Annotated in this window: 13 protein-coding genes and 5 pseudogenes; 8 read left to right on the top strand and 10 right to left on the bottom strand. The window is 68.2% G+C overall.

Annotated elements, in window-relative coordinates; all coding sequences use genetic code 11:
- Positions 1–35: 35 nt before the first annotated feature.
- On the top strand, positions 36–770 hold the full coding sequence (locus EV644_RS39905) for an SDR family oxidoreductase (RefSeq protein WP_132196211.1): 735 nt from the start codon (positions 36–38) through the stop codon (positions 768–770).
- Between the two features lie 57 nt (positions 771–827).
- The gene (locus tag EV644_RS39900; protein ID WP_132196209.1) at positions 828–1430 is read left to right on the top strand and encodes a TetR/AcrR family transcriptional regulator; all 603 of its coding nucleotides are present in this window, start codon (positions 828–830) and stop codon (positions 1428–1430) included.
- A gap of 171 nt (positions 1431–1601) precedes the next feature.
- Here EV644_RS39900 and EV644_RS47375 read toward each other — a convergent pair whose 3' ends face one another.
- Positions 1602–1736, bottom strand: coding sequence for a hypothetical protein (locus EV644_RS47375; RefSeq protein WP_255511459.1), 135 nt, complete (start codon positions 1734–1736; stop codon positions 1602–1604).
- A complete protein-coding gene (locus EV644_RS39895; protein WP_199240292.1) occupies positions 1736–2281 on the bottom strand; it encodes an ATP-dependent DNA ligase in 546 nt (181 codons plus the stop codon). Before EV644_RS39895 ends, EV644_RS47375 begins: the two co-directional genes overlap by 1 nt.
- Before the next feature lie 396 nt (positions 2282–2677).
- Between EV644_RS39895 and EV644_RS39890 the strand changes: the two genes are divergently transcribed.
- Together EV644_RS39890 and EV644_RS39885 are read left to right on the top strand one after the other, a co-directional pair.
- Complete coding sequence (locus tag EV644_RS39890) at positions 2678–2911, top strand: RNA polymerase subunit sigma-70 (protein WP_132196205.1); 234 nt, start codon at positions 2678–2680, stop codon at positions 2909–2911.
- Positions 2912–2919: 8 nt separating this feature from the next.
- Positions 2920–3588 carry a Clp protease N-terminal domain-containing protein gene (locus EV644_RS39885; RefSeq protein ID WP_132196203.1) on the top strand — a complete coding sequence of 223 codons (669 nt, stop codon included), beginning with the start codon at positions 2920–2922 and terminating at the stop codon, positions 3586–3588.
- A 635-nt stretch (positions 3589–4223) separates the two neighbouring features.
- On the opposite strand, the gene EV644_RS39880 is transcribed toward EV644_RS39885, so the two are convergent.
- The 7 genes and pseudogenes from EV644_RS39880 to EV644_RS39855 all read right to left on the bottom strand — a co-directional run bounded on the left by EV644_RS39880 (position 4224) and on the right by EV644_RS39855 (position 8527).
- Positions 4224–4457, bottom strand: coding sequence for a hypothetical protein (locus EV644_RS39880; RefSeq protein ID WP_132196201.1), 234 nt, complete (start codon positions 4455–4457; stop codon positions 4224–4226).
- Between the two features lie 19 nt (positions 4458–4476).
- The gene (locus tag EV644_RS46935) at positions 4477–4671 is read right to left on the bottom strand and encodes a helix-turn-helix domain-containing protein (protein WP_241999369.1); all 195 of its coding nucleotides are present in this window, start codon (positions 4669–4671) and stop codon (positions 4477–4479) included.
- Positions 4672–4704: 33 nt separating this feature from the next.
- Positions 4705–4822 (bottom strand): annotated as a pseudogene (locus tag EV644_RS46930) (hypothetical protein); the annotation flags it as partial.
- Between the two features lie 409 nt (positions 4823–5231).
- Positions 5232–6077 (bottom strand): annotated as a pseudogene (locus tag EV644_RS39870) (cytochrome P450 family protein); the annotation flags it as partial.
- 269 nt (positions 6078–6346) lie between these two features.
- Positions 6347–6709 (bottom strand): hypothetical protein, encoded by a 363-nt coding sequence (locus EV644_RS39865; RefSeq protein WP_132196197.1) that lies wholly within the window; start codon positions 6707–6709, stop codon positions 6347–6349.
- Positions 6706–7938 carry an NAD(P)-binding domain-containing protein gene (locus tag EV644_RS39860; RefSeq protein WP_132196195.1) on the bottom strand — a complete coding sequence of 411 codons (1233 nt, stop codon included), beginning with the start codon at positions 7936–7938 and terminating at the stop codon, positions 6706–6708. Before EV644_RS39860 ends, EV644_RS39865 begins: the two co-directional genes overlap by 4 nt.
- Positions 7939–7966: 28 nt before the next feature.
- Complete coding sequence (locus tag EV644_RS39855; protein WP_132196193.1) at positions 7967–8527, bottom strand: OsmC family protein; 561 nt, start codon at positions 8525–8527, stop codon at positions 7967–7969.
- On the opposite strand from EV644_RS39855, the gene EV644_RS39850 reads away from it, so the two are divergent.
- Complete coding sequence (locus tag EV644_RS39850) at positions 8520–10442, top strand: AfsR/SARP family transcriptional regulator (RefSeq protein ID WP_199240291.1); 1923 nt, start codon at positions 8520–8522, stop codon at positions 10440–10442. The genes EV644_RS39855 and EV644_RS39850 overlap by 8 nt on opposite strands.
- 165 nt (positions 10443–10607) lie before the next feature.
- On the opposite strand, the pseudogene EV644_RS45740 reads toward EV644_RS39850, so the two are convergent.
- Positions 10608–11698 (bottom strand): annotated as a pseudogene (locus tag EV644_RS45740) (cysteine desulfurase family protein).
- An 87-nt stretch (positions 11699–11785) separates the two neighbouring features.
- Here EV644_RS45740 and EV644_RS48005 point away from each other — a divergent pair.
- From EV644_RS48005 to EV644_RS39835, 3 genes and pseudogenes are all read left to right on the top strand, one after another.
- Positions 11786–11857 (top strand): annotated as a pseudogene (locus EV644_RS48005) (ABC transporter ATP-binding protein); the annotation flags it as partial.
- A 194-nt stretch (positions 11858–12051) separates the two neighbouring features.
- Positions 12052–12291 (top strand): annotated as a pseudogene (locus tag EV644_RS39840) (DUF8746 domain-containing protein); the annotation flags it as partial.
- Positions 12291–13055, top strand: coding sequence for an ABC transporter permease (locus EV644_RS39835; protein WP_132196189.1), 765 nt, complete (start codon positions 12291–12293; stop codon positions 13053–13055). The pseudogene EV644_RS39840 and the gene EV644_RS39835, both read left to right, overlap by 1 nt.
- Positions 13056–13155 lie beyond the last annotated feature (100 nt).

The raw sequence follows: 13155 nt of genomic DNA, 5'->3' as shown, positions 1-13155 counted from the left end.
ATGCGGCGACCCCCACAACAGAAAAGAACATGAACATGCCTTCGCTCAACGGAACAGTCGTCCTGGTCACCGGGGCAAACGGCGGTATCGGAACCCATTTCGTCCACCAGGCTCTCGCCCGCGGCGCGGCGAAGGTCTACGCCACGGCCCGCACTCCTCGCACCTGGGACGACGACCGCATCGTCCCCCTCACCCTCGACATCACCGACGCCGAATCCATCGCCGCGGCCGTGGCCGCAGCGCCGGACGTGACGGCGCTCATCAACAACGCGGGCGCCCTCCCGCCGAACGCAAGCCTGCTGGAGGTGACCGAGACCGACATCCGGGCGAACATGGAGACCAACTTCTTCGGGCCTGTGCTCCTCGCCCGTGCGTTCGCGCCGGTCCTCGCCGCCAAGCCGCGATCCGTTCTCGTGGACGTGCACTCGGTTGCGAGCTGGTACGGGTTCGGCGGCGCCTACAGCGCCAGCAAGGCCGCGCTCTGGTCGGCCACCAATTCGCTGCGGCTCGAGCTCGCACCCCGAGGCGTCCACGTGACCGGTGTGCACATGGGCTACGTCGAGACCCGCATGGCCGCGCACGCGGACGGGCCTAAGATGCAGCCGACAGAGCTCGTGACCAAGGTCTACGACGCCGTCGAGGCCGGTGAGTACGAGGTCATCGCCGACGAGCTGACCGCCCAGGTTAAGGCGGCACTGAGCGGTCCGCTCGAAGCGCTCTATCCGGAACTCCGCGACACGACGGCTCCTCTCGTCGCCGTGGAAGAATGAGCGCCGGCACATTCGAGTCCACCCAGCAGGAGCCCACAGCAGACAAGGACGGCAGGCATGCCCCTCGACTCCCAATCAGTCGGCCGACGCGAGCGGAACAAGCAGCAGAAGCTCGACCGCATCACCGCCGCCGCCCGAGAGCTCTTCGCCGAGCGCGGCGTCGACGAGGTCACCACCCAGGAGATCGCCGACAAGGCCGACATCGGCGCGGGCACGCTGTTCCTCTACGCCAAGACCAAGGGCGAGCTCCTCCTGCTCGTGCAGAACTCCACCTACGCCGAGGCACTCTCACAAGGTAGGTCGGCGGCCGAGAAGATCCCCGACATGCTCGACGCGGTGATGGCGATCATCCGCCCTGTCGTGGAGTGCAACCGCAAACAGATCGACAACGGGCGGACCTACCTGCGGGAGATCGTCTTCGGCGACCCCGAGGAGCCCCACCACCGCGATGCGCTCGTCCTGACCGTGCAGACCGAACAGGCGATCGCCGACGTACTACAGCGAAACGAGCGCATCAGCTCCGTCGACGCCGCGACGCTCGCGCACATCATCTCCGCGATCATGTTCGTCAGCATGGCCGCGACAATCAACATCGCCAACCCGGTCGACGACATCGTGCAGGAGATCAGAAACCAAGTTCGCGTTCTGCTACATAGGTGATGTCGTCGGCGGGTCACGCAACCGGGTCGCTCGCACCCGATACGCTCATTAGCCCCGCCCGACCTGTCGCCTCCCCCGACAAGGACGCCCGCGTCAACCTGCTCAATTGGGCTGGGAGGAGTTCCAGCGGCCTATCCGAAGTGGCCGGACCGGGTGACCTGCTTGACAGGTTCAGTGAAGGAAGCCATCCCACTTCGGCTCATACCTCGACCCGCCCGGCAGCACCTTCTCCCCAGGCAACGCCTCCACCGCTTGAGCCAGCTCGAAGTCCACCGGCCCAGCCAGCCCCACCGGCAGATCCACCATCACGCCACCACCGCAGGTCCGCGACACCTGTCGCGCACAGCAACCCACCAGACGCCAGCCACCTGACCAGGCACAAGGCACCCCCGGCGACGTGACCGTGCACTACCCACCCCTAGAGAATTCACCTTCAGCCACTCGCGGCGGCCTCCGACGTACCGGGTGGCCGCGCCCTTCACGACCAGACCCTCGACGCCCATCGCCGCGGGCAATACGTCAAACCACTCCCGGGCTTCCTCGAGATCCGCGGTGACCGGTGTCAGCTGCAGCGGGGGCGCAAAGCTGGTGGCGAGCTGCTCAAGTCGGCCGCGGCGGACAGTCCACCGCTGGGTGCGCAGGTCGACCCCGGCCACCGCGAGCAGGTCGAACGCGACGTACGACGCCGGTACGGCGGCGACCAGCTGCCTCGCTTTGGCCGGTGCCGTGACGAGGCGGCGCTGCAAGGCGTCGAAGGACAGCCGGCCGTCGACCAGCATCAGCAGCTCGCCGTTTATCTTGAGTCGGTCGCTGGATGCTGCCGTATTACCGGTTGTGAGCGTCGTGGACATGTCCACGACGGCGTGGTTGATCTGGTTGCCGCCGCGCCAGGGATTCTGATCTGGGCTGGCGGGGTGACACTGTGGCCATGGGCAACTTGTCCCTCGGGTAGTCGAGCAGCTGCCTTGTAAGCACGGCATGCTGGGCGGTCGAGGTATCAGCTGAAGTGGGACGGCCTTCTTTACTGAACTTGTCAGGCGTGTCCGGGTTGCTTGCCCCGAGGTGGTGGTCGGAGGCTGGACCAGCCGACGGCGGCTGCGGCGAGGAGGGCTGCGCCGAGGGTAGTAGACGGCGCGGATTCCGAGGGCGTCGGCGAGGAGTCCGCCGAGCAGTGACAGCAGCCGGCATGCCGAAAAGGGCGTCAAAGAGCCTTGACGATTCAGAGAGCGTCAATCTAGCTTGACGGTGTGGGTGTCGAGCTGGATGAGGCGAGGCAGATGGTGGAGGCGGCGACAAGCCCGGACCCCGAGACCGGCTTGGCCGCGCTGGTGGCGCTGCGCGGTCTGGTCGAGGTGCTCGAGGTGCTGCAGGTCGACAACGCCCGGGCGCAGGGCTGGTCTTGGCGGGACATCGCCCGCCGGCTGGGTGTGACCAAGCAGGCCGTGCACTACAAACATGCCCTGCGATTCCGGGGCCGGTGAGGGCCGTGATGGATCGGCTCACCCCTGCGGCGCGGCGCGTGATGGTCGCCGCGCAGGACGAGGCCGAGGGACTCGGCCACGGCTACATCGGGGACGAGCACGTCCTGCTCGGCCTGCTGGGTGATGACGCGGGGTCGGCCCAGCGGTTTCTGCGTGACCACGGCTTGGACCTCGCGGCCGCGCGCACCGATCTGCTGCGCCTCACGGCGGACGGGCGCACCCCGCAGTCGCGTGGCGACGATGCCGCAACCCTGCGCGCGGTGGGGATTGACGTCGGCCAGGTCGAACACCAACTGAAGGCGGCGTTCGGCCCGGACGCGGTCGCTGAGGCGGTCTGGCGAGCCAGTCGACGGCCGTGGTGGCGTGGCGGTGGTCGACGCCGCAACCCGCTGTGTGGGAAGCCGTTCTTCGCCAAGCGGGCCTTGGCCCTGGCGGTCGAGTCAGCGGACAGGCAGGGACGGCGCGACGTAGATCCGGAACACCTGTTGTACGGGGTATTGCTGGATGCGGCTGATCCGTTCGGCACCGGCTTGGGTCGGCGTGGCCGCAAGCGCCAGGCGCAGTTGGGATGGCGCATCGGCACGTGCAACCCGGCTGCCGCGATCCTGGCAGCGCACGGCCTCGACCCCGGCTGGCTGCGTGCCCAGCTGTCCGCCGACATGGGATCCGCGCCATGACCCTGGCAGCGCAGATCACCACACCCCACCCACGCTCACCTTGGCCTCCCTCGACGGAGGCATAGTGCACAGTCTTGACAATGCGCATTCCCAGCCCATCGCACAGACCTTGATCGCGGCGATGTCGAGACTCTCACGCAGCAGACCTAGCCGTCTTGCAGCCGGCGCTGAGACAGGTCCACCACGGACGAATCGACCGGTCGCCGCCAAGCTGCCCTGAGTTCGCCGCGAGCAGTGGCCAGCTTGTCGCGCAGCTCGGCGACCGTGTTCGGCAACCGCCGCTGATCACTCAGGTGCCGACAAGAACTGCTCGACCGGCAGCACCAGCCTTCGCCCAGCATTGGTCTACGACTCCTCGCGGCATCGAGACCAGCCACCCGCTGTACCCCGCATGGCTCTCCCGCAGCGTCGTAGACACCGCGAACCTAGAGCGCCCACAACACAAACTGGACCTTCATCGGCAAGTCGTCGACGTGCTGTACGGCACTCTCAAGACCTCAGATAACGCCGTCCAATACGACGCCGGCTTCCACTGCCGTAAGGCGGCGGCCGCGATGTCGGGGAAGCGATCGGTCAGGTTGCGCTGCAGTGACCACAGCCTCGCTTGGTCACCGCGCCGAACGATGGTGCAGCGGCTAGTCAAACTTCGGCTCGTACCGGCTGCCGCCGGGCAGCGCGTTCGGGCCCGGGATGTCCTCGACTGCACGGGTCAGCTCGACGTCGACCGGCCCAGCCAGATCCGGCGGCAGCCGGACCGCGGCGGGGTCAGTCCGCCGTACCGGGGCATCGTCTCGCCTCGCCGCTCGCGGATCGGCCAGCTGCCCGAACGGCGGCCACACCACCAGGGGTGCTGGTAAGGAGCGTGTCACCAGCGGCAAACGAGGTCGGTTAAGCGTCAGTGGTGCTGGCGCGGTGGCGTTCGAGGACTCGGTAGACGGTGGGCCGGGAGACAGCGAACAGCTCGGCCAGTTCGGCGATGTTGTGTTCACCGGCGGCGTGCAGCTGCACCAGGTGAGTCTGCTGGCGGCCGGTTAGCTTGGGCTGCTTGCCGCGTAGCTTGCCCTTCGACTTGGCGATCGCCATCCCTTCTCGGGTCCGGAGCCGCAGCAGGTCGACTTCGAACTCGGCGAAGGTGGCCAAGATGTTGAAGAACATCTTGCCCATCGGGCACGGACCGGGCGAGCCGGTCGAGCTTGGGGACGACGAGGGTGTCGCCGGGCCGGACAGCGGCCAGGGCATGGTCGAGACCGGGGGCGGTTGCGGTTGGTGCCGGTGAGGCCGTGGTCGAGGTAGATCCGTACGGCGTCGACGCCGAGCTCGAGCAGGGCCTGGCGCTACGCGGTGAGGTCTTGTTTGTCGGTTGAGCAGCGGGCGTAGCCGATCCGGATCGCGGTCATGACCCCCAAGCGTACGGATAGCCCCGGACAGTGAGACAAGTCAGCGGACACCCTTACTGAGACACCGCGCCACGGTCAGCGGGGTGGGCGCGCCGATCGCTGCAGCGGCGTCCGTTGAGGGTTCCCTTGTGGGGCGAGGATGACCGGCAGCTCGGACAAGCCGCGTAGGACCAGTCCGTCGCCGTGGCTCCAGCGCAGCGCCGACCGTGGGAGGGCCATCCGCATGGTGGGGAAGCGGCCGTGCAGGGTGGTGAAGGCGATATCTGCTTCGAGCCGGGCCAGTCGGGCACCCAGACAATGGTGGATGCCGTGGCCGAAGGCCAAGTGGCTGGTGTTCGCCCGGGCGATGTCGAGGGTTTCGGGGTTGGCGTAACGGTCCGGATCTCGGTTGGCGGCGGCCAGCGAGATGATCACCTGAGCGAACGCCGGGATGACGGTCCCGCCGAGGGCGACGTCCTCCCGGGTGTATCTGAACGTCGAGTGCTGGACCGGTGCGTCCCATCGCAGGATCTCCTCGCTCGCGTGCGGCACCAGGCTCGGGTCCGCGACGAGCGCGTCGCGCTGTTCGGGGTGCAGGAGCAGCGCGACCGTCCCGTTGCCGATCAGGCTGGTCGTGGTGTCGTGCCCGGCGACGACGAGCTGGAAGATCGTGGAGAGCATCTCCTGCTCGGACAGCGCGTCGTCCTGATCGGCGGCGTGCACGAGGTCGGTGACTAGGTCCTCGCCGGGGGTGGCGCGCTTGCGGGCGAGCAACTCGACCAGGTATCGCACGATGCTCTCGGAGGCCGCGACGGCCTCGGCCGGAGGCTCGGGCGCAGACGACGGCGCTAGCAGCGTGGTGAACCAGCTCCCGACGTCGTCCCGGTCTGATTCCGGGACGCCGAGCAACTCGCTGATTACCGTGAACGGCAGCGGGAAAGCGAAGCCCTTGACCAGGTCGACCACTGCGTCGCCGCGCGCCTCGAGGTCGTCCAGCAGCCCGTCGACGATCGCCTGGACACGTGGCCGAAGAGCCGCGATCCGCGGCCGGCTGAACGCAGCCGAGGCGAGTCGGCGCAGCCGGGTGTGGTCCGGCGGGTCGACGCCGAGCATGTGCCGGGCGAAGGCGGGGCCGGGCAGGCCTTCGGCGACCACCGCTCCGTCGCGGGCGAGCGCGGCGTGCATGTCCTTGGACAGGCCGGCGTGGTTGAGAGCGGCCTTCGCCTCCTCGTAGCGAACGATCAGCCACGCCCGGTGGCCGTCAGCTAGCGTCACCTCGTGCACCGGACCGCCCGCGCGGACCTGCGCGAACAGTGGGTACGGGTCGTCCCGGTCGTAGTCGCCCCATTTCTCGAGGGCAGGGTTGCGCATCTGGACCACCCCTAGATCTCGCGGAAGCCCGAGCAGAGCAGATCGATTGTGGCCAGCCGGCCGTCGTCGATCTTGCAGATCGCGGTCTGGGTGCAGGCCCAGCGGGTGCCACGCTGGGCCAGGTCTAGCCGGTAGTGGATCAGCAGCAGATCGGCCACCGCCTCTCCGGCCGACTCCACCAGATCGACGGTGTCCATGTCGGCGAACCATCCACCGACGCGGGCGACGACGGCCTCGCGGCCGTACTCTTCGATCGGTCCACCAGGCAGTAACGCCCGCAGCCGGACAGTGTCGGTGACTGCAGCGGCCAGCTGGACGGTGTCCCGCCCGGCCACGGCCACGGCCATCGCCGTGGCTTGGGGATGCTCGTTCATGACGCGCTCCTTCCGTGGTGGCCGGCCAGGCCGTCGAGATGGCCGGCGAGGTGCATAGTCAGCTCGGTGGCGTCCTTCGCCGCCCCGTCGATCAGGCTCGACTTGCGGCGGCGAAGGAACGGCATACCGATCAGGTACAGGCCCGGGCAGGCCGTCACGCCGCCGTCGTGGACGACGCGGCGCCGGTGGTCGAGCACCGGGACGTCGAGCCAGGCCAGATCGGGCCGGTATCCGGTCGCCCATACGATCGTGGCGATCTCCCGGGACCGGAGGTCCAGGGTCAACGGTGTGGTGGGCACCACCGTCGGCGCGAACCGCTCACCGCGCGCCCCGTCCCAGGTGTCGATCGTGTCCAGCAGCCGCCCCAGCTTCAAGTCGGCCAGCGCGCACACGTTGGGCAGCGAGCCGGAGAACTGAGCGACTCCGTTCTCGATCCCGGCCAGCCGGCCGACCAGCCGCACCCCGGCCGAGGTCAATGCATTCAGGTCGACCGTCCGGCCCGGCGCGCCAACCAGCTGCATGGACGGGAGTTTCCGCGCTCGGACCAGATCGTCGACCTCGTCGTAGCGCTCGTCCAGCACTCCCGCGGCGTCCAGCCACCACAGGATGTCCCGGCCGCGGTAGGTGCGTGGCATGCGCACGTGCTCGCCTACGGCGAGCGTGACCGGGCGCCCGGAGCGGTGCAGTTCGTCGGCGAGCTGAACTCCGCTGGCCGAAGCGCCGACCACCAGCACGCCGCCCGGGGGCAGTTGGCTGGGACTGCGGTAGCCCGCTGGGGTCACGGAGGTGATTCCGGGCGGCACCCGACACGCCAACGCCGGCACCGCGGGCATCGTCGCCGCCCCGCAGGCGAGCACCACCGTTGGCGCGCGCCAGGTGCCCTGGTCGGTCCGCACCACGTAGCTGCTTCCGGCTGCCCGCATCGACGTGACCGTCGTGCCGGTCAATATCGGCGCCGCGGATACATCCGCGTACTCCTCGAGCATCGCGGCGACCTGCTTCGCGCTGAGGTAGCCGTCCGGATCGGCACCCCGGTAGGCATAGCCGGGCAGCCGGGTCATCCAGTTCGGGGTGAGCAACCGCAGCGAGTCCCACCGCTGCGTGTGCCACGAGTTCGCGATCTCGCCACGTTCGAGAACCACGTGGTCAATCGAACGAGTGGCGAGGCAGTGACTCATGGCCAGCCCGCAGTGGCCAGCACCGACGATCACGGTGGTCGTGTTCGGCACGGGTGCGCCTCCTGCTCGCTCGAACCGATCAGGCGACGTCAACGGTGACGCGCGTCGGGTTGGTGAGGATGTCGTAGACCGCGGAGCGCTTTTGCGACTGGGCGACCAGCGCTCGGATGTCCTCGGCGGTGGCGTCGGCGTCGATCTGGTAGCTGACGGTTACGCCGCTGAAGCCGTTACGGACGTCCGGGTCGGCGCCGAGAATTCCGTGCAGGTCCATCTCGGCGGTGAGAGTAGCCTGCACCGACCGTAGCTGGATCGACCTCTGCTGGGCGACGGCCGCGACGCCTGCGGTCAGACAGCCGCCGAGGGCGACCAGGACGTACTCCACCGGCGTGACGCCGTTGTCCTGTGCGGCGAACTGCAGCGGGTGGTCGACGTCGTAGCTGAACGTCGCGTGGTGCTGCTGGTCGTCGCCGAAGCCGTAGAAGGTCTCGACGTCCGAGCGGCTGTGCGTGCCGTTGACCCACGACACCGTCGACCGCCACTGGAACTGGGCGATCTCCGGAGTGTCGGCCAGGGCGGCGCGGACGCCGAGCAGCGCTTCGACGTTGACGCCGTTGTCGACAGGGATCTCCGTTGTGGTCATCTGGTGCCTCCTTGATGTGATGCATGGTCGTGATGTGGTTGTGCTGCAACATGAGCCGAACCTCTGTGACGTGGCCTGTGACAGGCGACGCTGGTGGGACAATCCGTCCATGGCGGAACCGCTCGCTATTCATCTGCTGGGTCCGCAGCCGCACGTGGTCAGGGCCGAGCATCGACAGCCGGCCCCCCGTGGTCGCAAGGTGTGGGCTCTGCTCGCGTATCTGTTGATCACGGAGTCGGCGCCGAGCCGCGAGTGGCTGGCACAGCTGTTGTTCTGCGACGCGAACGATCCGCTCAACGCTCTGAGCTGGAACCTGACCCAGCTGCGCCGGCTCCTGGGCCACGGATCGAGCATTGCCGGCGACCCGATCGTTCTCCGGCTGCCGCATGGGACATTCGTTGACGTTCACGCTCTGACAGCAGGCACCTGGATGCAGGCGATCGACGTGCCTGGCCTCGGTCGTGACCTCTTGGAGGGCAAGACTTTCTCGGCCTGCCCGGGCTTTGATGTGTGGCTGCTGGCGAGCCGACGACGGCTGGCAGGAGCAGCCGAGAGCGTGCTCCGGGAGGCAGCGCGAGCAAAGGTATCGGCGGGTGACGGTGCTCGCGCGGCGGAGCTCGCCAGTCGGCTTGTCACCGCCAATCCACTCGACGAGGATGCTCAAGAACTTCTGATCCGGGCGTATGTCGCGAGCGGTGATCGACCTGCGGCCGAGATCCAACGAGATGCCTGCATCGCGCTTTTCCGGCGCGAGCTCGGGACCGACCCCGGCGTCGGCGTTCTCCAGGCCGCGGAGCCAGAGCATCAGCGCGCCTTGCCGCATCGGCGACCGGCCAGGACCGCGACGGTTGCCCAGCTCGAGGCAGGTACGGGTGCCCTTGATGCAGGAGCTGTCGATGCGGCGATCAGCTTCCTACGACAGGCGGCGGCCGACGCGCACGACTTGAACGATGGTCCGCTTCAGGTGCAATCCCTTGTCGCGCTCGGATCGGCGTTGGTCCACAGCGTCAGGGGACGCGATGGCGAAGGTGCCGGTGTCCTGCACGAGGCAATCGGCGTCGCTGGTCGGATCGGTGCTCCGGAGTCAGCCGCCCAGGCCCATCGCGAGCTGGGTTACGTCGAACTGCTGAGGGGACGCTACGACCGAGCCCAACGGTGGCTTGGGAACGCCGCGAAGCTGGCCGGTGAAGAGTCAACCGAGCGAGCCTGGGCGCTCGCTGTCCAGGGCGTGGTCTCGACAGATGTCGGTCGCTACGACGATGCCTTGAAGGCCTTCAACGAAGCCCTGGGTCTGGCGCAGGCGAGACGGCTTGGCCAAGTTGAGACGTGGGTGTGGACGTTCACCGGACGGGTGCATCTGCTGCGCCAGGATCTCGAGGAGGCACGCAAGTGCCTCACCGAGGGACTGGCGTGCGCGCGCGCCGTACGCTGGACGGCGTTCGTGCCGTTGCCCGAGGCATTGCTCGCGGATGTCGATCTGGCCGAAGGCCGGGTCGACGCGGCATCGGCCGCTTACGAGCACGCACATGCTCTGGCGCTCCAGTTGGGCGATCCGTGCTGGGAGGGCTGCGCGGGTCGCGGCCTCGGCCTGGTCGCCGCGCACCGCGGCGACACCACAACCGCGCTGCGCTGGATCACCGAGGCCCGCCACCGTTGTGTGCGCCTGCCCGACGCTTACCTGTGGGTGGAGGCCTACTGCCTCGACGCCCTGTGCACGCTCGCCATCGAGCAGCGATGCGTCGACGCCGCGCAGTGGATCGACGACCTGGAAGCACTGGCGACCCGCACCGGAATGAGGGAGCTCGTCGCTCGCGCCTACGCCCACCGTGGCAAGCTCGGAGACCGCGCGGCAGGCGCAGCGGCGCGAGTCCTGGCCGCAGAGGTCGACAACCCCGCACTACGACGCCTCGAATGACTTCGAAGTCGGCCCGGCCACCTCGCAAGCGCCGCTTGACGCCGTCCCCACCGCTGGCTCAAGACTGCTTCGGCGATCTCGGCGGTCGTGGCCTGCATCTGCATTCGGGTTGACATCGAGGTTCCACGCGGGAGTGCTGTGTGCTCGTTCTGGGGAGGCAGCCGCTCAGCCACCGGTGGTTGTCATTGCGGCAGCCAGGGAGTCAGTGGCCGCGGTGACCTGCTGCGGTGTCGTCCATCGGCCAACTGACACCCGCAGTGCCGATGCCGCTTGCCGAGGAGTCAGGCCCAGTGCGAGCAGGCTCTCTGATGGCTGGTCGTCGCCGGAGTGGCAGGACGAGCCGGTGGAGCCAGCGACGTCCGGTGCGGCCGCTAGCAGTTCTCGGCCAACCACATCATCGATCCCGATGTTCAGGGTGTTGGGTAGGCGAAGGGTGGGATGACCGTGGAGGTGGACGCGAGCGGGCAGCCGCTCGGTGAGTTCGGCCTGGAGTTGATCCCGCAGCCTGGTGAGGCGGGCGGCCTCATCGGCAGCGAGGCCACGTGCAGCGAGGTCGGCGGCCGCCCCGAGGGCGGCGGCGAGAGCGACGTTCTCGGTGCCGGCGCGCAGGCCGCGCTCCTGCCCGCCGCCGCCGATGAGTGGTTCGAGCGTGACATCCTCGCGGATATAGAGTGCGGCTATGCCCTTCGGGGCGTACATCTTGTGACCCACGGCGGTGAGTAGATCGACTCCGAGCTCGTCGACGTCGAGGTCGACCTTGCCGGCGCTTTGGGCGGCGTCGGTGTGCAGGAGGACGCCGCGCGGCCGGGTGATCTCGGCGATGTCGGCGATCGGCTGCAAGGTGCCGGTCTCGTTGTTGGCGTGCATCACGGTCACCAACACCGTCTCGGGGGTGATCGCGGCCCGGCCGTCACCGGGGTCGAGGCGGCCGAAGCGGTCGACAGGCGGGTAGGTGACGTCAACGTCGTGCCACCGTTGCAACGTCGACATGCGGCCAGGACCGCGGGATGCTCAGTGACCTGCGTGATGACGTGCGGTCGGCCTTTGACGGTGTCGGCGCGGGCCAGCACCGCACCGCGGACGGCCAACGCGTCGGCCTCAGTGCCGCTGGCCGTGAACACAATCGTGGCTGCAGCCGCGTGGAGCAGGGCGGCGACCTGATCGCGCGCTCGCGCGAGCAACCGACCGGGTCCCTCGGCGTATGCGTGAGCGCTGGAGGGGGTACCGAAGTCCGTCGTCAGCGCTGCCTGGATCACATCCACAACGCGCGGATCCACCGGAGTGGTGGCGTTGTAGTCCAGGTAAACCGGTCGGCTGGTCAACGGCTCGCGCTGGCTGTCGCGATGCTCGGTGACCCGCAGGTCTTGGTGCTGGACGAGCCTGCCAACGGGCTGGACCCCGAAGGCATTGTGTGGATGCGGCGGCTGCTGCGTGAGCTGGCCGGCCAGGGCCGGACGGTGCTGGTGTCCAGTCACGTCCTGACCGAGATGCAGCAGGTGGTCGATCATGTCGTGATCATCGAGAAGGGGCGGCTGCGGTTTCAGGGACCGATGGCCGAACTGGTCGGGTCGCAGGGCGCTGTGGTTGAGGTCCGCACCCACCAGCCCGACGACTGCGCGCCGCACTCGCCGACCGGGCTGGCGCGGTGGTCGACCAGGACGGTGACGGGCGGCTGCTGGTCAGTGGCCTGGACGCGGCGGCGGTGGGCAGTGCGGCGTTCACCGCCGGCGTGGAACTGCAGTGGCTGTCCGAGAGCGACGGCGATTTGGAACGGCTGTTCTTCACCTTGACCGGCGACACCGCCAACCGGGACCAGGCAAGCAGCAACGCTTCGGAAGTGGGGGCCTGATGACCCGGCTGATTCGCGGCGAATTCGCCAAACTGCTGTCCACCCGGCTGTGGCTGTGGTTGCTTCTTGCCACCATGGCATTGACCGCGTTGTTCGCGAGCCTGAACATCGCCTTCAACAATGACCCCGACACCCTCGCGCCGCCATTGGCGACCGCGGCCGGTCAGCGACTGCTGTTCGGTACCGCGGTCGGAGGCGCGCAGACGCTGGTCGCGGTCCTCGCGGCGATCGGCATCACCAGCGAGTACCGCCATCGCACCGTGACCACGACTTTCCTCGCCACGCCCCACCGGGCACGCGTGGTGATCGCCAAGCTGATCACCTACGGGCTAGTGGGTGCCGCGTATGGAGTCGCCTGTATCGCGGTCGTGACCGCGATCGCGTGGCCGTGGCTGAAGACACGCGGGATCGATCCGACGCTTGTCGGCAACGGGATCCCCGCAACCTTGGCCAGTGTCATTGCCGCGGTCACCGCCTTCGCCGTACTGGGGGTGGGGCTGGGCGCGTTGCTGCGTGACCAGGTCGCTGCCGTGGTCGGTCTGCTGGTCTACCTGTTCGTCGCCGAACCGATCGTCACCCGCATCCCAGCCCTGACCGACTGGACCGTGTACCTGCCGGGCCCATCGGCCAGTGCGCTGACGCAGATCACCTTGACCGACCAGGACATCCTCCAACCCTGGCAAGGCGGCGTAGTCCTGGCCCTCTACGGACTCGTAGTCGCCGCGACCGGGCTGTGGCACACGACCCGGATAGACCTCACTTAGACCGTATCCACCGATGAGGGCGTTTGAGGGAGCGGGTCGGAACGCGAGAATGCCCTTACGTACTGGAAGAATTTGACTTCTCTAGGGTCCAATTCGCACC

The sequence above is a fragment of the Kribbella orskensis genome (assembly GCF_004342085.1).
Lineage (GTDB): Bacteria > Actinomycetota > Actinomycetes > Propionibacteriales > Kribbellaceae > Kribbella > Kribbella orskensis.
Note: the sequence above shows the minus strand (reverse complement) of the source record. Positions and strands in the feature narration are given on the sequence as shown.